General features: G+C 48.0%; 18 protein-coding genes. 15 read left to right on the top strand and 3 right to left on the bottom strand.

Translation table 11 applies throughout. From position 1 onward, the window contains the following. Positions 1–98: 98 nt before the first annotated feature. Positions 99–1,526 carry an alpha-amylase family glycosyl hydrolase gene (locus tag ACTZWV_RS10520; protein ID WP_444786510.1) on the top strand — a complete coding sequence of 476 codons (1,428 nt, stop codon included), beginning with the start codon at positions 99–101 and terminating at the stop codon, positions 1,524–1,526. On the opposite strand, the gene rlmA is transcribed toward ACTZWV_RS10520, so the two are convergent. Next, entirely contained in the window at positions 1,523–2,329 is an 807-nt protein-coding gene (rlmA, locus tag ACTZWV_RS10515) for a 23S rRNA (guanine(745)-N(1))-methyltransferase (protein ID WP_444786509.1), read from the bottom strand. The genes ACTZWV_RS10520 and rlmA overlap by 4 nt on opposite strands. A gap of 335 nt (positions 2,330–2,664) precedes the next feature. On the opposite strand from rlmA, the gene ACTZWV_RS10510 reads away from it, so the two are divergent. Next, positions 2,665–2,988 (top strand): DUF440 family protein, encoded by a 324-nt coding sequence (locus ACTZWV_RS10510; RefSeq protein ID WP_444786508.1) that lies wholly within the window; start codon positions 2,665–2,667, stop codon positions 2,986–2,988. Between the two features lie 77 nt (positions 2,989–3,065). Here ACTZWV_RS10510 and ACTZWV_RS10505 read toward each other — a convergent pair whose 3' ends face one another. Together ACTZWV_RS10505 and ACTZWV_RS10500 are read right to left on the bottom strand one after the other, a co-directional pair. Further along, positions 3,066–4,622 (bottom strand): peptide MFS transporter, encoded by a 1,557-nt coding sequence (locus ACTZWV_RS10505; protein ID WP_444786507.1) that lies wholly within the window; start codon positions 4,620–4,622, stop codon positions 3,066–3,068. Between the two features lie 151 nt (positions 4,623–4,773). Then, entirely contained in the window at positions 4,774–5,073 is a 300-nt protein-coding gene (locus ACTZWV_RS10500; protein WP_444786506.1) for a DUF6170 family protein, read from the bottom strand. Between the two features lie 103 nt (positions 5,074–5,176). Between ACTZWV_RS10500 and wecB the strand changes: the two genes are divergently transcribed. The 13 genes from wecB (at position 5,177) to ACTZWV_RS10435 (ending at position 18,839) form a co-directional block, all read left to right on the top strand. After that, on the top strand, positions 5,177–6,313 hold the full coding sequence (wecB, locus tag ACTZWV_RS10495; RefSeq protein ID WP_444786505.1) for a non-hydrolyzing UDP-N-acetylglucosamine 2-epimerase: 1,137 nt from the start codon (positions 5,177–5,179) through the stop codon (positions 6,311–6,313). A 54-nt stretch (positions 6,314–6,367) separates the two neighbouring features. Beyond that, on the top strand, positions 6,368–7,369 hold the full coding sequence (locus ACTZWV_RS10490; RefSeq protein ID WP_444786504.1) for an SDR family oxidoreductase: 1,002 nt from the start codon (positions 6,368–6,370) through the stop codon (positions 7,367–7,369). 45 nt (positions 7,370–7,414) lie between these two features. Beyond that, entirely contained in the window at positions 7,415–8,692 is a 1,278-nt protein-coding gene (tviB, locus tag ACTZWV_RS10485) for a Vi polysaccharide biosynthesis UDP-N-acetylglucosamine C-6 dehydrogenase TviB (protein ID WP_444786503.1), read from the top strand. Between the two features lie 103 nt (positions 8,693–8,795). After that, positions 8,796–9,329, top strand: coding sequence for a dTDP-4-dehydrorhamnose 3,5-epimerase (rfbC, locus tag ACTZWV_RS10480; RefSeq protein WP_444786502.1), 534 nt, complete (start codon positions 8,796–8,798; stop codon positions 9,327–9,329). Beyond that, positions 9,326–10,234 carry a dTDP-4-dehydrorhamnose reductase gene (gene rfbD, locus ACTZWV_RS10475; RefSeq protein ID WP_444786501.1) on the top strand — a complete coding sequence of 303 codons (909 nt, stop codon included), beginning with the start codon at positions 9,326–9,328 and terminating at the stop codon, positions 10,232–10,234. The genes rfbC and rfbD overlap by 4 nt, the downstream gene beginning before the upstream one ends. A gap of 79 nt (positions 10,235–10,313) precedes the next feature. Then, positions 10,314–10,838 (top strand): transcription/translation regulatory transformer protein RfaH, encoded by a 525-nt coding sequence (gene rfaH / locus ACTZWV_RS10470; RefSeq protein WP_444786500.1) that lies wholly within the window; start codon positions 10,314–10,316, stop codon positions 10,836–10,838. Between the two features lie 234 nt (positions 10,839–11,072). Continuing rightward, positions 11,073–13,835, top strand: coding sequence for an SLBB domain-containing protein (locus ACTZWV_RS10465; protein ID WP_444786499.1), 2,763 nt, complete (start codon positions 11,073–11,075; stop codon positions 13,833–13,835). Between the two features lie 150 nt (positions 13,836–13,985). Continuing rightward, positions 13,986–14,930, top strand: a complete 945-nt coding sequence (locus ACTZWV_RS10460; RefSeq protein WP_444786498.1) for a Wzz/FepE/Etk N-terminal domain-containing protein — start codon at positions 13,986–13,988, stop codon at positions 14,928–14,930. Beyond that, on the top strand, positions 14,931–16,010 hold the full coding sequence (rfbB, locus tag ACTZWV_RS10455; RefSeq protein WP_444786497.1) for a dTDP-glucose 4,6-dehydratase: 1,080 nt from the start codon (positions 14,931–14,933) through the stop codon (positions 16,008–16,010). Next, a complete protein-coding gene (rfbA, locus tag ACTZWV_RS10450) occupies positions 16,007–16,873 on the top strand; it encodes a glucose-1-phosphate thymidylyltransferase RfbA (protein ID WP_444786496.1) in 867 nt (288 codons plus the stop codon). Before rfbB ends, rfbA begins: the two co-directional genes overlap by 4 nt. 1 nt (position 16,874) lies before the next feature. After that, positions 16,875–17,276, top strand: coding sequence for a sugar 3,4-ketoisomerase (locus tag ACTZWV_RS10445; RefSeq protein ID WP_444786495.1), 402 nt, complete (start codon positions 16,875–16,877; stop codon positions 17,274–17,276). Continuing rightward, complete coding sequence (locus ACTZWV_RS10440; protein WP_444786494.1) at positions 17,273–17,737, top strand: acyltransferase; 465 nt, start codon at positions 17,273–17,275, stop codon at positions 17,735–17,737. The genes ACTZWV_RS10445 and ACTZWV_RS10440 overlap by 4 nt, the downstream gene beginning before the upstream one ends. A 1-nt stretch (position 17,738) precedes the next feature. After that, a complete protein-coding gene (locus tag ACTZWV_RS10435; protein ID WP_444786493.1) occupies positions 17,739–18,839 on the top strand; it encodes a DegT/DnrJ/EryC1/StrS family aminotransferase in 1,101 nt (366 codons plus the stop codon). Positions 18,840–18,902: the final 63 nt, after the last annotated feature.

Below are 18,902 nucleotides of genomic sequence, written 5' to 3'. Positions count from 1 at the left end.
AATACGTATTCAGCTTGAGACATTGCCCTGCAACGTCTATTGATGTTAATCGATACAGAGCGATAACACGACTGATGTTCAAATGACAGGGGAGCGGTATGCGACACCAACTCACTTTATTACAGCGCTGGCGCCGGTTGGTGCTGCTTGCCACTACGGCTACCTTGCTTTGCGCCTGCAGCAATTCGCAAAAACTAACGGACAACGCTTATCAGCCACAAGCTTATGTTCAGGTAAAGCATCCGCAGTGGAGCAAAAATGCGGTTGTTTATCAGATAAATACCCGCCAATTTACGCCTGAAGGCACCTTTGCTGCTGCGCAGTTGCAACTGCCACGGCTAAAAGCGCTGGGGGTGGATATTCTTTGGCTGATGCCTGTGCAGCCAATAGGCGGGGTTAACCGCAAAGGCCAGCTTGGCAGCCCATACTCGGTTAAAGATTACTATGGAGTAAGCGCGGAGTTTGGCAGCATGGCCGATTTAAAAGCCTTTATTAATGCCGCCCATGCCCTGGACATGTATGTGATTCTGGATTGGGTCGCTAACCATACCGCCTGGGACAATAACCTGGTGACAGAGCACCCCGATTGGTATATCCGTGACTGGAAAGGTGATTTTCGCCCTACGCCCTGGTGGGACTGGAGCGATATTATCGAGCTGGACTACAACCAACCCGGCCTGCGCAAGTATATGACAGAAGCCATGAAGTATTGGGTAGAGGAGGTCGGTTTTGACGGCTTTCGCGCCGATGTTGCCGGTTTTGTGCCGCTGGACTTCTGGAACAGGGTGCGTAAGGAGCTGGATAGCATAAAACCGGTATTTATGCTGGCTGAGTTTGAAGGCCGTGACTTTCACGCCAGAGCGTTCGATATGACTTACGGCTGGACCTGGCATCAGGCCGTGCATGCTATAGCGCAGGGCCATGCGGACGTAAATAAACTCTATGTGTATTACTCATGGAACGAAAAATATTACCCGCAAAATATTATGCGCATGCTGGGTGTTAGTAATCATGATCAAAATGCCTGGGAAGGCACCGAATTTGAGATGTTCGGCGATGCCTTGCCGGCCGTGATGGCTTTGTCGGTAGTGGGGGAGGGCATGCCGATGATCTACAACGGCCAGGAAGTAGGCAATAGTAGGCGGTTGGCGTTTTTTGAGCGTGATCCTATTAAATGGCACGATGAAAACGGTGATTTTATCCGGCACGATAACGGCGTGTTATACCAAAAGCTGTTTGCGCTGAAAAAGGCCAACACTGCGCTGTGGAATGCGGATTGGGGAGCGCGGATGATCCCGGTACATAACAGTAAAGCAGCGCAGGTATTAAGCTTTGTGCGGCAAAATGATAAGGATAAAGTGTTTGCTGTGTTTAACTTCAGTGATAAAACACAAAACGTTAGCTTTAAAGAGCACTTGCATCATGGCCGGTATGTGGAGTATTTAACCGCTGAGGAAGCAGAGTTTAGTGCTGACAGTAGCCTGACGTTACCAGCCTGGAGCTACCGGATTTACACTAAACACTAAACATTCGCGTCGCTGCGTTGATGTAGATCTACCAGGAAGTCGACATCAATTTGCGGCAGCGTGGCGGCAAATTGTTGTTTTTGCTCTGTGCTGAATTTCCACGCCAGCGGCACCATTTGTATCAGTGCCAGCACGTCTGCCGGTTGGCTGAAACTCAGCTGATACTGCAGGCGTTGCCGGTTCAAATGGCTAAAACCGTTAATGGCTTCCACATCGTCGCTGTGCAGCCGCACCGTGTCATATACGGCTTGTTTTATTTGCAGCAGATGCTGCGGGCCCGGCGTTACCGTAACCAGATGGCCGCCCGGTTTTAACAACCGTTGCAGCTCTTCCGGTTTAGACGGCGCATAAATGCGCACTATGGCGTCAAAAGACTGCGCCGCAAACGGCAATTGGTACACACTGGCCACACTAAACTGAATAGCGCTGTTGGCTTTGGCGGCAAATTTAATCGCCGCTTTAGAGATATCAACGCCATATACTGTCGCCGCCGGCAGTGCTTGTTTAACCTGCGCCGTATAATAACCCTCGCCACAGCCGGTATCTAATATGCTTTGTGCTGCCAGCGGGGTTAGTGTGTCACATACCGCCTGCGCCAGCGGGGCATACCAGCCGGCATGCAAAAAGGCCCGCCTGGCTAACATCATCTCTTTGTTGTCGCCTGGGTCTTTCGAGTTTTTTTGTTGCACCGGCAGTAAATTAACATAACCTTCGCGGGCAATATCAAAGCTGTGACGATTGGCACACTGATACTGTTTATCATTAAGCGCCAGCGGGTTATGGCACAGCGGACACAGGTACATAGCAACTTCCGGCCGGAAAAAAGGCCGACAGTGTAGCAGCACAGCAGTGTTTTCGGCAAAGCCTTGCTATACTGGCGGGCATAATAACGTTACTCAGCCAGATGGTTTGGTGTTTAGCCGGCCTTGCGTTACAACATTGCTGTGCTCGCCGAAGCAACTACTTAGGGCTCCTGCCCTTCGTCCTGACGGACCAGCGTAGCTGTTCAAATTCGTTCCAGACGAATTTGTCGCTCACGCAGGGCGCTCGCTCAGACACTCTTCGGCTGTGCGCAGCAGGTTCTAACCGGCCAGCTACTCCGACATCGCATAAACTGGCAAAAAATACCGGAGCATTAATGCAAGACTTAGAATTGTGGACGCTGGACGAGTTATGTGACCACGCGTTTGATATTTTTGAAGAACTGGCGTCAGAAAACCTGAGCGCAGAAGATTACACCCTTTACCAGCAACACTATGAAGCGCGTGGCTATGTCGACCTGGCAACCCCGGGCGAAGACTGGGTAGAAATGATGATGCAGGACCTGGAGCCGGAACTGCACTACGAAGCGCAAATTGGTTTAACCGGTGAAAACGGCGCAGCCGATATGGTGTTAGCCCGCATTTTGCTAAGCCGCGAAAAACATGAAGCTTTGTGTCATGCGCAGTGGCGCGGCCAATAACATAAGGCGGCGCGGCCAGTAAATTATCTTTACATCACCTTAAATAAAAAGGGTCGGCAGTGCCGACCCTTTTTGCGTTAATGCACGCCGTGCATGCGTTTTTTCAGCCAGGGGCTGATAAGCAGCATAAACACGCCGATGCCAAGACCAACATACATCAAAAAGCTGAACAGCTCAGTGTAACCAGCCAGGGCAACGCTTACTTCAACTACTTCACCGGCCGGTATGTCTATTGCTGCCAGCTTCGCCAACTGAGCGGCTAATAATTCTGAGTACGCCGTAGCCAAAAACCAGGCACCCATCATTACACCAACCACTTTATGTACCGCCAGCTTAGTTACCGCCGATAGCCCTACCGGTGATAAACATAGCTCGCCCATAGTGTGTAGCATATAGGCCAATACCATCCAGCCGGCGCCAACCATGCCGGCCTCATTTGGATACTGAGCACCCAACACTAAAGCACCAAAGCCCAAACCGGCCTGAATAATACCCAGCGCAAATTTCACCGATGTACCCGGTTCCATGTTGCGCTTAGCCAGGAAAATCCACAGCCAGGCAAAAAACGGTGCCAATGTAATAATAAACAGTGGGTTTAACGCACCATACTGGCCGGCAGTGGTTTCAAAACCAAATACATTGCGGTCCATTACACGGTCGGCATATAAGGTCATAGACGAAGCTGACTGTTCAAACAGCGCCCAAAACACCACGGTAGAAATGGTCAGCACTATCAGCACCATCATGCGGTCACGCTCTTCTTTGGTACATTGCGTAACCATAAACCAGATAATGCCGACTAATACTACAAATGACATACCCAGTAAGGTGTTGTGCACTACCGGGTTATATTGCACCAGCTGCCAAACGACAAACAATGCCGGAATAGTCGCCAGATAGATTAGCCATTCGCGGTCAATGCCGGCAAACAGCTTTTGTTTGAGCAATATCGGGTTGGACGGTTCTGCATAGCCATATAAGTATTTCTGCCCGGCCAGAAACACAATTAAACCCAGCACCATACCAATACCGGCTAAACCAAAGCCATAGCCCCAACCATAGCTTTCACCTATGTAGGTGACCAACAGTGTTGCAATAAAAGAGCCGGTATTAATACCCATATAAAAGATGGTGAAGCCGGAGTCGCGCCGTGCATCTTCTTTACCGTACAACTGGCCCACTATGGTGGAAATGTTTGGTTTTAAAAAACCGACACCCATAATGATTAACGCCAGCGAGAAGTAAAACACCTGAATAGCGCCGGTATCCTGCACTATTACGCCGTCTTGCACATAGGCCTGAAAGCCTTCATAGGCAAGGCCCAAATGGCCCAGACACAGCAAAATTGCGCCAAAGGTTACGGCTTTACGCATACCTAAGTAGCGATCGGCCAGCATGCCGCCGATAACCGGCATCGCATACACTAAACCGGCATAGCTGCCCAGTACGTCAAGGCCGCCGGCATCGCTGAACAAGTGATACTTTGTTAAATATAACAACAGCAGATACTTCATGCCGTAGAACGAAAAGCGTTCCCACATCTCAGTGAGAAAGCACACGTAAAGCCCGACCGGATGGCCGAGAAATTGCGGCTGATTGGCGTTCGCCACCGCAACAGTGTCAGTTGTAGTCATGGGATCCCCGGAATTATTAGAATTATCTGCTTCGTTTGGTATTGCTGAAGCTCAGCGGATTATGCAGATGTTGTCGGGGCTTGTCATCCCTAAGCATGGTGCTAACGGCTAAAATGCAGGAAAAACGCGGCTATGTTGCTGCTTACCGCCCTCAGGACGGAAACAGCTGCCGGCGCACTGTGGCAAAGTGTTTGCGACATAAAGCAAAGGTTAGCGGTCGGGTAATAGCAGGGTAGGCTACCAATAACAACACAATATAACCGGCAATGGCCCAGCCTTCAGCGCGGGCGATGAGTAAAAACAGCGGTACCAATACCAGCAACTTAATAATGTTCAGGGTAATTTTGGTTGGTACCGGCAGGTTGTCGGCGGCTTTGCGGATCACCTCCATGCGCTGGGAAAAACTTAACCCGGCAAGTTCGGGTATTTTTTGACTGTTCAGGTATAACATCTTCAGATCCTTATTATTGCCGGCGCTAGTTTAGCGGTTCTTACTATCGCTTTAAAAGCGCTTTTGGTAAGCTTTACGCCAATTGCACATTCAGGGATCTTCGATGATAAAAGTACTCAGCGTATTTGGCACCCGGCCGGAAGCCATTAAAATGGCGCCGCTGGTTAACTTGCTGAAACAACAAAGCGGTATCGACAGCCGGGTTTGTGTAACAGGTCAACACCGTGAAATGCTGGATCAGGTACTGCAATTATTTGATATTAAACCAGAATATGACCTGGCTATTATGAAAGCCGGCCAGGATTTATATGACGTTACCACCAGCATACTGCTGAACATCAAACCGGTGCTGCGTGATTTTAAACCGGATGTCGTCTTAGTGCATGGTGATACCAGCACCACCTTTGCTGCCGCGCTGGCCTGCTACTACGAAAAAATTGCTGTCGGCCACGTAGAAGCCGGTTTACGCACCGGCAATATATACAGCCCCTGGCCCGAAGAAGCCAACCGCAAACTTACCGGTGCTATTACGCGGTTTCATTTTGCGCCTACCGACACTTCAAAGCAAAACTTGCTGAATGAACAGGTTAACCCGGCACATATTGTCGTAACCGGCAATACGGTTATTGATGCGCTGCTGCAGGTAGTGAAAAAAATCGACAGCGACAGCGCATTAAGTGCCGGTTTTGCTAAACAATTTCCATACGGCCAACACGGCCGCAAGCTGGTATTGGTTACCGGCCATCGGCGTGAAAGCTTTGGTGCCGGCTTTGACAATATTTGCGCCGCATTAAAACAAATTGCCGTACAATTTCCGGATTGCGATATCGTCTATCCGGTGCATTTAAACCCCAATGTGCGCGAGCCGGTATTCCGTTTACTGTCTGATGCGCCAAACGTGCATTTAATAGAACCGCAGGATTACCTGCCGTTTGTTTACCTGATGAGCCGCAGCACCCTGGTGTTAACAGACTCCGGCGGTATTCAGGAAGAAGCACCGTCGTTGGGTAAACCGGTGTTGGTAATGCGTGACACCACAGAGCGGCCTGAAGCCGTGGCTGCCGGTACGGTTAAGCTGGTCGGCACCAACCAGGCCCGCATTGTAGAGGAGGTCAGCAAATTGCTCACCGATAAGACATACTATGACAGCATGAGCTTTGCGCATAACCCTTATGGCGACGGCAACGGTTGTCAACGTATTATCGATGCGATAAAAGCGCAGGTCAGCGCCGCAAGCTGACAAACAGCGGGATAATGAGAGCTGTGCGCTCTGAACCGAAAAAAAGGAATGAATATGGATATTCTGCAACAACTGCAGCCGGCGGCTAAACGCTGGCTGGTAACCGGCTGTGCCGGCTTTATCGGCTCTAATTTGCTGGAAACCCTGCTAAAAGCCGGCCAGCAGGTGGTGGGGTTGGATAACTTCGCCACCGGCCATCAGCGCAATCTGGATGAAGTAAAAAGCCTGGTTAGTGCAGCGCAGTGGGCTAACTTTCAGTTTATTAACGCCGACATCCGTAACCTCAGCAGCTGTCAGCAAGCCTGTGCCGGTGTCGACTATGTACTGCATCAGGCCGCGCTTGGCTCGGTACCACGTTCAATTAACGACCCTGGTACCACTAACGAGACTAATATCAGCGGTTTTTTAAATATGTTGCTTGCCGCAAGAGATGCCGGCGTAAAGCGTTTTGTCTATGCCGCGTCCAGCTCAACCTATGGCGATCATCCGGCGCTGCCCAAGGTAGAAGACGTGATTGGTAAGCCGTTATCGCCTTATGCCATTACCAAATACGTTAATGAGCTTTATGCTGATGTGTTCTCCCGCAGCTATGGCTTTCATAGCATAGGGTTGCGTTATTTTAATGTGTTTGGCCCACGCCAGGACCCTAACGGTGCCTATGCCGCCGTGATCCCGAAATGGACCGCCGCGATGATAGCAGGGCAAGACGTAGTAATTAACGGCGATGGCGAAACCAGCCGCGATTTTTGCTTTGTTGCCAATGCCGTACAAGCCAATATTAAAGCGGCGCTGGCCGATATTGCGCAAAGTGAAGTGTTTAATGTAGCAGTAGGCGATCGCACCAGTCTGAACACCTTGTTTAATGCTATTGCCGCTACGCTGGCAGAAAATGGCCTGCAATACAGCAAAACACCGGTGTATGCCGCGTTTCGCGCCGGTGATGTGCGCCATTCACAGGCCGATATCAGTAAGGCGGCTACTATGCTGGGTTATCAACCGCAATATCGCATTCACGATGGTTTAAAACTGGCAATGCCATGGTACATAGCACAATAATTACGCTACTCTTTTAATCAGGGATATGAAAAGGAAAGGAAGCATATGCACGCGTTAACTGAAATCAGGCTGGGCATTATCGGGCTTGGCTATGTAGGTCTGCCGTTAGCGGTTGAATTTGGCAAAAAATACCCGACACTGGGCTTTGATATTAATCAAAGCCGGGTTGCAGAGCTGCAACGCGGTGAAGATCACACCTTAGAGGTTAGTCCGGAGGAAATGCAGCAGGCAGAATTGCTGCGTTACAGCAGTGAGCTGAGTAGCCTGGCGGGTGCCAATTTTTACATCGTGACAGTACCAACACCGATAGATCAGCATCGTCAACCCGATCTTACTCCGCTGAAAAAGGCTTCGGAAACCCTCGGTAAGGTTATTAAGCCAGGCGATATAGTGGTGTACGAATCTACCGTATATCCCGGCGCCACCGAAGAAGACTGCATCCCGATTATCGAACGTATCTCCGGTTTAAAATACAATGTTGATTTCTTTGCCGGCTACAGCCCGGAGCGGATAAACCCCGGCGATAAAGAGCACCGCGTTACCACCATTAAAAAAGTTACCTCAGGCTCTACCCCTACGGCAGCGGCCTTGATTGACGCTGTCTATGCCAGCATCATTACCGCCGGTACCTATAAAGCCAGCTCCATTCGGGTAGCTGAAGCGGCCAAAGTAATTGAAAACACCCAGCGCGATCTAAATATTGCACTGATAAACGAGCTGGCCGTTATTTTTAATAAGCTGGGCATTGATACTGAAGAAGTATTATTAGCCGCCGGCACTAAATGGAACTTTTTACCATTCCGGCCGGGCCTGGTTGGCGGGCATTGTATCGGGGTTGACCCGTATTATTTAACCCATAAAGCTCAGGCTATCGGTTATCACCCCGAGGTTATCCTCGCCGGGCGGCGTATTAACGACAGCATGGGCCGTTATGTGGTCAGCGAGTTAGTTAAAGCTATGATCAACCGGCATATGCATGTGCAGGGAGCCAATGTACTGATTATGGGCTTAACCTTTAAAGAAAATTGCCCCGATATCCGCAATACCAAGGTAGTGGATATTGTCGCTGAGTTAAAAGAGTACGGCGTGGCAGCGGATGTATTTGATCCTTGGGTAGACCCTGCTCAAGCGCAGCATGAGTATGGTATCAGTTTGGTACAACAGCCGGCGCAAGGCGCTTATGATGCGGTGATCATCGCAGTAGGCCATAAAGAATTTCGTCAATTGGGTGCTGCCGGCATTAAAGCGCTGACCAAACCACAACATGTGCTTTACGACTTAAAATACATACTGCCGGTGGCAGACAGTGATCTGCGGCTTTAACAGAAAGTGCCTTCAAACCAGGGGGGCGGCAAAGCTGCCCCGGTACTTTAGTCAGCTTTGTTACGCTATAATCGCGGCATAAATTTTTATGTTGTTGCCTGTTATGAAAATCACTCCCTGTGCTTTACCCGGCAGTTTACTGTTTGAACTGCCGCGCTTTAGCGATGAGCGCGGCTTTTTCCAGGAAAACTTTCGTGCCTCTGCGTATCAGGCTGCCGGTATTACACAGCCGCTGCTGCAGGATAATTGGTCGCGCTCGGTAAAAGGTGTGCTGCGCGGTATGCATTTTCAGCGCACACAGCCGCAAGGCAAGTTAATCAGCGTACTGCGCGGTGAAATTTTTGATGTCGCGGTAGATATCCGCCGTAACTCGCCTGCGTTTGGCCAATGGCAGGGCATAGTACTGTCAGAGCACAAAGCGCAGCAATTATGGCTACCGCCCGGCTTTGCGCATGGTTTTCTGGTGTTATCCGACATTGCCGATGTGCTGTATAAAACCAGTAGCTACTACAACAGCGCCGACGAAGGTGGTTTTTGCTGGAACGACAGCGAATTAGCTATAGCTTGGCCGCAGCAACCAACACAGCTGTCAGCTAAAGATGCCGCTGCGCCGGCTTTTCACATGGCACTGGCATGAAACTGCTATTGTTAGGCGGTAGCGGTCAGTTAGGCCAGGCCTTTTTACACCAATTGCTTCAATCGCAACAACAGCGGTCACAATTTCAAAGCCTGGCGTTAAGCCGCGCAAAGCTGGATATTACCGATAGTGCTGCATTAGCTGCACAAATGGCCGCTTATAGCCCGGATGTGGTACTTAACTGCGCGGCATATACGGCAGTAGATAACGCCGAACAGCAAAGCGACAGCTGTTTTGCCGTAAATGCCACGGCAGCAGGCCAACTGGCGAAGCTATGCCAGCAGCACAATAGCTTGTTAGTGCAGTTTTCTACCGACTATGTGTTTGACGGTACAAGCAACGTGCCTTACACCGAGCAGCACAGCACAGCACCGTTAAATGTGTATGGCCGCAGCAAGCTGGCAGCAGAGCAGCTGATACAGGCCAATTGCACTAAATACTTAATTTTGCGTACCAGTTGGTTGTTTAGTGAATATAGCCATAACTTCTACCGCACTATGCTAAGGCTGGCGCAGCAACGGCTAAAGCTGGCAGAGCAAGGGCTATCAGCGGCACAGCCGTTATCGGTGGTAAATGATCAGTTTGGTTGCCCTACCTATGCCGGCGATCTGGCGGCTATAGTGCTGCAACTGCTGCAGCGTTATCAGCTGCAGGGCAGTGTAGCCTATGGCGTATATCACCTGGCCGGGCAGCCGGCAGTAAGCTGGTATCAATTTGCGCAAGCTATTTTCGCTGTGCAGCAAATACCGGTCAGCGTTATGCCGGTTGGCAGTGCGCAATATGCTGGTGCAGCAACCCGGCCGGCTAACTCCGCGCTTGACTGCAGTAAATTTTGCGATACCTTTGCTATTGCGTTGCCACAGTGGCAGGCAGCATTACAGCAGTTAAAACAGGTAACACTATGACCATTTTAATCACCGGCGGCTGCGGTTTTATCGGCTTAGCGTTAATTCGTTACCTGCTGCAACACACGGGTTTTACATTGTGAATTCAGCCGATAACCAATGGTATTTACTGTACTGTAAACCCCGGCAGGAACTACGGGCACAGCAACAGCTGGCCAATCAGGGCTACAACTCATTTTTACCGCAAATAACATTGCAAAAACTGCGTGGCAATAAATGGCTGCAGATTACTGCCCCCCTGTTTCCGCGTTATCTGTTTTTACATTTGCCGGCAGGGCAGGAACTGAATATTAATGCTGTGCGATCCACCCTTGGTATTAGCGACTTTGTCCGTTTTGGTGCGCAGTTTGCCCAAGTGCCTGCAGCACTTATTCAGCTGCTGACAGAGCAGCAAATACAGCTGAAACAACAGCCGCAAGACACCAGGCTGAAAAAAGGTGATGAGATAAGCATAATTAATGGCCCGTTCAGTGGGCTACAGGCAGTGTTTAATACGGCCGAAGGCGACAAGCGCAGCAGCATTTTAATCAGCCTGCTGGGGCAGTGGGTAGAGGCGGCCGTAGATAACAGCCAAATAGCGGTTAAAAAAAATACCGGCGGTTAGCAGCGTTACAAAAGTAAGTAATAATATTCGATTAATCAGCGAAAAAACGGTAACATTCTGCAGTTTTTTCGGATAAATGTCGCATTAAAGTGGCTGTAGCAGCCGCGACAAATAACAAGGTTTCACACCATCAGGCATTAGGGTGCTGTAACCTAATGGCGGTAGCGTGTTTAAACGGCCATTTAAACGGATAATTAAAGCTGTTTGGATCACTAACAACACTGGAGTTTGCGGGTGCTTAAATTTGTAAAAAGTCTCTTACTAACGCTAACGGTCAGCATGGCTGCCCTGGCACCTTTAGCGGCAGTTGCCCAGGCTATATCGCCGGCAATGCTGGAGCAATTTAAAATGTTACCGCGTGCCGAGCAAGAGCGTTTGGCGCGGCAATACGGTATCGACCCTGCCATGTTGCAGCAAAACGGCAGCAGCTCAACCGGGCTGGTAGATAAAAACAGCACTCCGCAGCAGCTTAATCAACCCAGGCGTGACGCTGAATTGTTGGCTGACATGGAGATGGCAGATAAAAAGAAGCCGACCGGGCCGCAACGTTTCGGTTTAACCTTATTTGACGCCAGTATCAGTACCTTTGCTCCGGTGTCGGTAATGCCGGTGCCGGACAATTATATCCTCAGTGTCGATGACGAGTTACAAATACAGCTGTACGGCAAACAAAGCTCAGAATTAATGCTTAGTATAAACCGCGATGGTCGCATAGTTATCCCCGACGTAGGCCCGGTTACTGTAGGCGGTTTAAGTTTTAACCAGGCGCGTGAGTTAATTTCTGAACGGGTGCGCCAAAGCATTATCGGCGTTGAAGCGGCAGTAAGTATGGGGCCGCTGCGCACCATTAATATTTTTGTCGTCGGCGAAGCAAAATACCCGGGTGCTTATGCAGTGTCAGCGCTGACTACCGTTACTCAGGCATTATTTGTCGCAGGTGGTGTATCAGATATTGGCAGCCTGCGTGAAATTACCGTAAAGCGCGCCGGTAAAACGGTAAGTGAATTTGACCTGTATGATCTGTTGCTGCGTGGCGATAGCCGCAGCGACATTCATTTACAAAATGGCGATGTGGTGTTTGTCGCGCCGGTAAAAGCCATGGCCGAGGTAAAAGGCGAAGTTAAACGTCCGGCATTATACGAATTAAAGCCCTCTGACACCCTTAGCAGCCTGCTGAGCATGGCCGGTGGTGCCGCCGCCGGTGCATCCCCGCGTACAGCTGTATTGGAGCGTTTCAGTAACAATGCCCGCAGTTTGCAAAATTTAGATCTGACCAACAGCACAACACAGCAGCAAGCGGTACAAAATGGTGATGTACTGCGCATAGCTGCGGCATCAGCACAAATTCAGAATCAAATTATTATCGCCGGCGCTGCAGCAAGGCCGGGTTTTTATGCCTGGCATGACGGCATCAGAATTACCGACTTAATTCGCCACCATTGGTCAGATTTACTGCCAACCGCAGAATTGAATTATGCCTTGATAGTGCGTGAAGCCGCACCCGGCACAATAAGCGAGCTGCTGCATTTTAGCCCTGCCAAAGCGCTGGCAACACCCGGAAGTGCTGATGATCTGCAGTTAGCCCCGCGTGATAAAGTGCTGCTGTTTCACTACGCCGACCAAATGTATAGCCGCAACAAACTTAACCAATATTTGCGCGATACTATTTTGGCAAAAATAGACGATAACCAGGACCAACGCTGGTTAATGCAGGACTTATCAAACGCAGCGCTGGAAAAAGTGCAGGCAGCTGAGTTACCCCCGCAATTAATTGTTGCAGATGCCCCGGTCAACGGCGCTGCCGTAACGGAAGGTGTTGTGCTGAGTAAGCAACAACAAGACGAGTTATTGCTGGCGGAGCTGAAAAACCTGTTTAACGACATCTTTAGTGACAACGACAAGTTGCAGTTAAGTCAGCATCTTAGTCGCACGGAATTGCTGTACCCTATACTTAAACAGCTAAAGTTGCAGGCCAGAGTAGATAACAGCCTGGCACTGATATCGGTTAGTGGTGCCGTGCGGGTACCCGGTGAATACCCGCTTACCCGTGGCGCTAAAGTAGCCGATTTAGTTAACGCCGCCGGTGGCTTAAACGATGCCACCTATATCAGCCGCGCCGAGCTTAGCCGCACAATCCGGCAGGACACACAGCGCAGCGGTATCCGTGTTGAACATATTAGCCTTAACCTGCAGCAAGCATTGGCCGGCGGTAACGACAATATTGCCTTACATAACCGCGACCGCTTAAACGTATTCAGCACCCCAGGGTGGGAAGATAAACGCGAAGTGTTTATCGAGGGCGAAGTACGCTTCCCCGGCACCTATATTATTCAGCAGGGCGAAACCTTATCCCAGGTTATCGCCCGTGCCGGCGGTGTAACTGAAAACGCCTTTGTATTTGGCTCGGTATTTACCCGTGAGCAGGTAAAAGAAAAAGAGATAATGCAATATGCCAAGCTGGTAGAGCAATTGAAGTCTGATGTTGCTACCCGTGCGCTATCTGCTGAACGCGCGAATATTACACCGGCCGATGCGATGAAAATGATCGAGGAACTGGAAAAGTTACAGCCGATGGGTAGGCTGGTGGTGAATTTAGAGCAAGTTATGGCAGCTAACCCGGCCTATGATATGACAGTAGAAAATGGTGATCGCTTATTTGTACCGCGCGTTAATCGTGCCGTTACCGTGCTGGGCGAAGTGCAGCACGCCGGCACGCACAGGTTCGATGCCAGGTTGTCGTTAGATGAATATTTAAACTTGGCCGGTGGCCTGCGTAAACGTGCAGACGGTGAGCGTACCTATGTTATCCGCGCAGATGGCTCGGTTATGGTACCTAATACGGGTTGGTTTGCTGTATCCAGTGATCAGCTGCAACCCGGCGACACTGTTATCGTACCGCTGGATACCGAGTACAAAGACAGCTTAAGTTTATGGGCTCAGGTAACGCAGATTTTCTATCAGAGCGCTATTACCATCGCTGCACTTAATTCGTTTTAATAACAAACGGTGACAAGCTGCTTATGCAGCAGTGACGAGTTGCCTGCGGCAACAGTGACAAGTTACCAGTTACTGCTCGCAAAGCGAGCTAGTCACGAAATACAAACAGTTACCGCTCGCGAAGCGAGCTAGTCACCTTAAAGGATGTTTATGTCCCAACAACATGTTACCCAGCGCCCTCAGGCAGCCGATGACGAAATCGACCTGCGCGAGCTATTCGCCGTTATCTGGCACGGCAAGTGGATTATTATCGCTACAACGTTTGTGTTTGCAGTGGCCTCAGTATTTTATGCGTTAAGTTTGCCAAATATATATAAAAGTGAGGTTCTGCTTGCGCCGGTGTCTGAAAGCTCCGCACTTAAAATGCCTGGGCAGTTGGGGGGGCTTGCAGCTTTAGCCGGTGTTAATTTAGGCGATGGAGGTGATGATAAAACCGTATTGGCGTTAGAAATTCTAAAATCCAGAACCTTTATCGGTCGCTTTATAGAAAAATACGATCTTTTGGTGCCTGTTATGGCGTCAAAAGGTTGGCAGCGATCTGGGGATGTTCTGCAAATAGACGAAGAGCTATACGATGCAGTAAATAAAAAATGGGTGAGAAAGGTAAAAGCACCATTTCAGCCTCAACCATCTTTGCTGGAGGTTCACGAGACTTTTCTGAAGATGCTGGATATAACAGAAGACGTTAAAACCGGCATGGTTAAGCTCTCCATTGAGCATTACTCACCTTATCTTGCCCAGCAGTGGGTGGAGTTATTGGTAAAAGAAATAAATAACGAAATGCGTAGTAGAGACTTGTCGGAAGCGCAAAATAGTATTACTTATTTAAATCAGCAAATACAAAGTACCAATGTTGCGGATATGCGAAGCACGTTGTACTCCTTGATCGAAGAGCAAACACAAACAGTAATGTTAGCAAATGTGCGTGACGAGTATGTTTTTAAAACAGTTGATCCAGCTATTGTTCCTGAGTTAAAAAGCAAACCTCGACGGGCGATGATTGTGATTTTATCTGCATTTTTAGGCGGGGTTTTTAGCATCCTTTTTGTAATTGTTCGCAATTTTTCAAAAAAATCATCTGAAGCAGGGTTTTAAATGAAATTTTTGGTCACTGGTGGTGCCGGTTTTATAGGTTCAGCGTTAGTCCGCCACATTATTTCTTGTAACGATAATATTGTTATTAATGTCGACAAGCTAACCTACGCCGGTAATGTTAATTCGTTAATATCAATATCTGCTAATGACCGTTATATTTTCGAGCACGCCGATATCTGTGATGCTTATGCAATGCAAGACATTTTTGCTAAACATCAACCGGATGTAGTTATGCACTTGGCTGCAGAAAGTCATGTCGATCGGTCAATTGATGGTCCAGCTGCCTTTATGGAGACCAATATAATCGGCACCTACACTTTGCTTGAAGCTGCACGGAATTACTGGAAGGCTTTGCCGGAACAGCGTAAACAGGCTTTCCGGTTTCACCATATCTCAACTGATGAGGTATATGGTGATTTGCACGGTACCAATGATTTATTCACCGAAACTACGCCTTATGAACCCAGTAGTCCTTATTCAGCAAGTAAAGCAAGTTCTGACCATTTGGTCCGAGCCTGGCACCGGACTTACGGCTTACCGGTTATTGTTACTAACTGCTCCAACAACTACGGCCCTTACCATTTCCCGGAAAAGCTGATACCGCTGGTGATTCTCAATGCATTGGCAGGTAAGCCGTTGCCGGTGTACGGCAAGGGTAATCAGATCCGTGACTGGTTGTACGTAGAAGATCACGCCCGTGCACTGTACAAGGTAGTAACCGAAGGCAAAGTAGGTGAAACCTACAATATCGGCGGCCATAACGAAAAACAAAATATCGAAGTGGTACTAGCAATCTGCGAGCTAATGGACGAACTTGCCCCAATGCACCAGCGTGGCTACCCACTCAACACTAAACACTCATCACTCATTACTTATGTTCAGGATCGTCCGGGCCATGATTTACGCTACGCTATTGATGCTGGTAAAATAGAGCGTGAGCTGGGCTGGAAGCCAGAAGAAACCTTTGAAAGCGGCCTGCGCAAAACTGTGCTGTGGTATTTAAACAACAAAGACTGGTGGCAGGCAGTGCTTGATGGTAGTTATCAGTTAGAGCGCTTAGGGCAGGGAGATCGAGAATGAAAGGAATAATATTAGCAGGTGGCTCCGGCACCCGGCTTTACCCTATTACCCGCGGCGTATCTAAGCAGCTGTTGCCGGTATATGACAAACCAATGATTTACTACCCGTTATCCGTGCTGATGCTGGCTGGGATTCGTGACATTCTGATTATTACCACGCCGGATGATCTGGCTGCGTTTCAGCGCCTGTTGGGCGATGGCAGTGATTTTGGTATTAGTCTCAGTTATGCTATTCAGCCGACGCCGGATGGTTTGGCGCAAGCCTTTATCATTGGTGAGCACTTCATTGGTGATGATAGCGTCTGCTTAGTGTTGGGTGATAACATTTTTTATGGCCAGGGCTTTAGCCCCAAGTTAAAACAAGCTGCCTCCAGGCAAACTGGCGCGACGGTGTTTGGGTATGAGGTAAAGGATCCTGAACGTTTCGGCGTGGTTGAGTTTGATGTCCAAAAGAAAGCCATATCTATAGAAGAGAAACCCAAAAAACCTAGCTCAAATTTTGCCGTTACCGGTTTGTATTTTTATGACAACGATGTTATCGACATTGCTAAGAGTATCAAACCCTCGAACCGCGGTGAGCTTGAGATTACCTGTATTAACCGCGAATACTTGAAGCGGGGTGATTTACATGTGGAGTTATTAGGGCGGGGATTTGCTTGGCTTGATACAGGAACATATGACAGCTTGAATGATGCTGCTCAATTCGTACAGACGATTGAACATCGACAAGGTTTTAAAATTGCATGTTTAGAAGAGATTGCTTTCAATAATAAATGGTTGTCAGAGAATGAAATTTTGAAGTTTGGTAGCACTATGAGCAAGAACTCATACGGTCAATATTTGCTATCTTTAATTAAGAAGTGATATGTCATTAATTAATCTTATTGAATTACCAGTCTTAGGCGATGCCCGTGGTTCGCTTGTTTCAATTGAAGCGAATAATACGGTGCCTTTCGATATTAAGCGAGCTTATTATATTTTCAACACCAAAGATAATGTTGCAAGAGGGTTTCACGCGCACAAAAATTTGAAGCAGCTTGCCGTTTGTGTCTCTGGGCAGTGTCGTTTTGAACTAGACAACGGCCTGCAGAGAGAATCGGTGTTGCTCGACAGCCCCGCTAAAGGTCTATTTATTGTTGATATGGTTTGGCGTGAAATGCACGATTTTTCAAAGGACTGCGTTCTAATAGTTTTTGCAAGTGAACACTATGATGAGGCCGATTATATTCGTGACTACGAAGATTTTCTAGAACAAGTTAAATCATGAGTTTTATTCATAACTTAGCAGATGTAGCCCCCTGTGAAATAGGTGATGGTACAAAAATTTGGCAGTTCGTTGTAATCCTAAAGGGTGCAAAAATTGGTAAAAATTGTAATGTCTGTGCGCATACCCTTATCGAGGGCGATGTCGTAATTGGCGATAATGTGACAGTAAAGTCTGGTGTGTATATTTGGGAAGGAACAAGAATCGAAGATGATGTGTTTCTTGGTCCAAATGCAACTTTAACCAATGACCTAATGCCTCGCTCTAAAAAGTATCCAGATAGTTTTTCAGGGATAATTTTGAAAAAGGGCTCTAGTGTTGGTGCAAATGCGACTATTCTTCCAGGTGTTACTATTGGCAGATATGCCATGGTAGGCGCAGGTGCAGTTGTAACTAAAAATGTACCAGATTACGCCATAGTTGTTGGAAACCCGGCAAAAATAATTAGATATTCACAGGAATGACATGATCCCTTTTTTAGATTTGAAATCCATTAACGAGCAGTACTCAGATGAATTAAAAGCTGCCGCATCGAGAGTCATAGACTCAGGTTGGTACATTATGGGTGAAGAACTCAAAGCATTTGAACAAGAGTTTGCCGAATACTGCGGTACAAAATATGCCATTGGAGTTGCCAACGGCTTGGACGCTCTTATCTTGGTACTGCGAGCTTGGAAAGAACTGGGCAAACTGAAAGAGGGGGATGAAGTTATTGTCCCGGCAAACACTTATATCGCCTCAATTCTTGCGATTACTGAGAATAGATTAAAGCCGTTGCTTGTTGAACCTGATGAGCATACTTACAACCTTTGTCCTGAAAAGGTTAAAGCTGCGATTACTCCAAATACAAAAGCTATTTTGCCAGTGCATTTGTATGGACTTATTTCGCCGATGCCAGAGTTAATGCAAATAGCAGAGCAACACAATCTATTGGTATTAGAAGACTGTGCACAAGCACATGGCGCCGAAATTAACGGTAAAAAAGCGGGTAACTGGGGACATGCATCCGGGTTTAGCTTTTACCCAGGGAAAAACTTGGGTGCGTTAGGTGATGCTGGAGCAATTACTACTAATAACATTGAACTCGCGAATACAATAAGAGCTTTACGTAATTATGGTTCCCATAAAAAATATGAAAACCTCTATCAAGGCGTCAATAGTCGACTGGACGAAATTCAGGCTGCATTTTTACGTGTTAAGTTAAAGTATCTATTTAAAGAAACTGAGCAACGTCAGGTTGTAGCTAATAGATACATGAACGAAATCAGTAATCCGCTTATTCAGCTCCCAAAGTATGGCGGTATAGGTGAACATGTTTTCCATCTATTTGTTATAAAAGTGGAGCATAGAGAAAAATTACAATGTCATTTGCGTGAAAACGGTATAAATACTCTTGTTCACTACCCTGTCCCGCCACATAAACAAGCCGCTTATTCAGGTTGGAATAATTTAGAGCTAGTATTAACAGAAAAAATTCACGAAACAGTGTTAAGCATTCCTATGAGCCCTGTGCTTAGTAACGAAGAAATTGATAAAGTTATTGCTGTAATAAATGAATTTAGCTGATTTCAACGCTGACAGCATGAAAAGTATAGTGTCTGTAATTCTGACTCTGTGTGCCAAGGTATT

It is taken from the genome of Rheinheimera sp. NSM, assembly GCF_052380015.1.
Classification (GTDB): Bacteria; Pseudomonadota; Gammaproteobacteria; order Enterobacterales; family Alteromonadaceae; genus Alishewanella.
The sequence above is the reverse complement of the archived record's forward strand: the minus strand, read 5'-3'. Positions and strand labels throughout refer to the sequence as shown.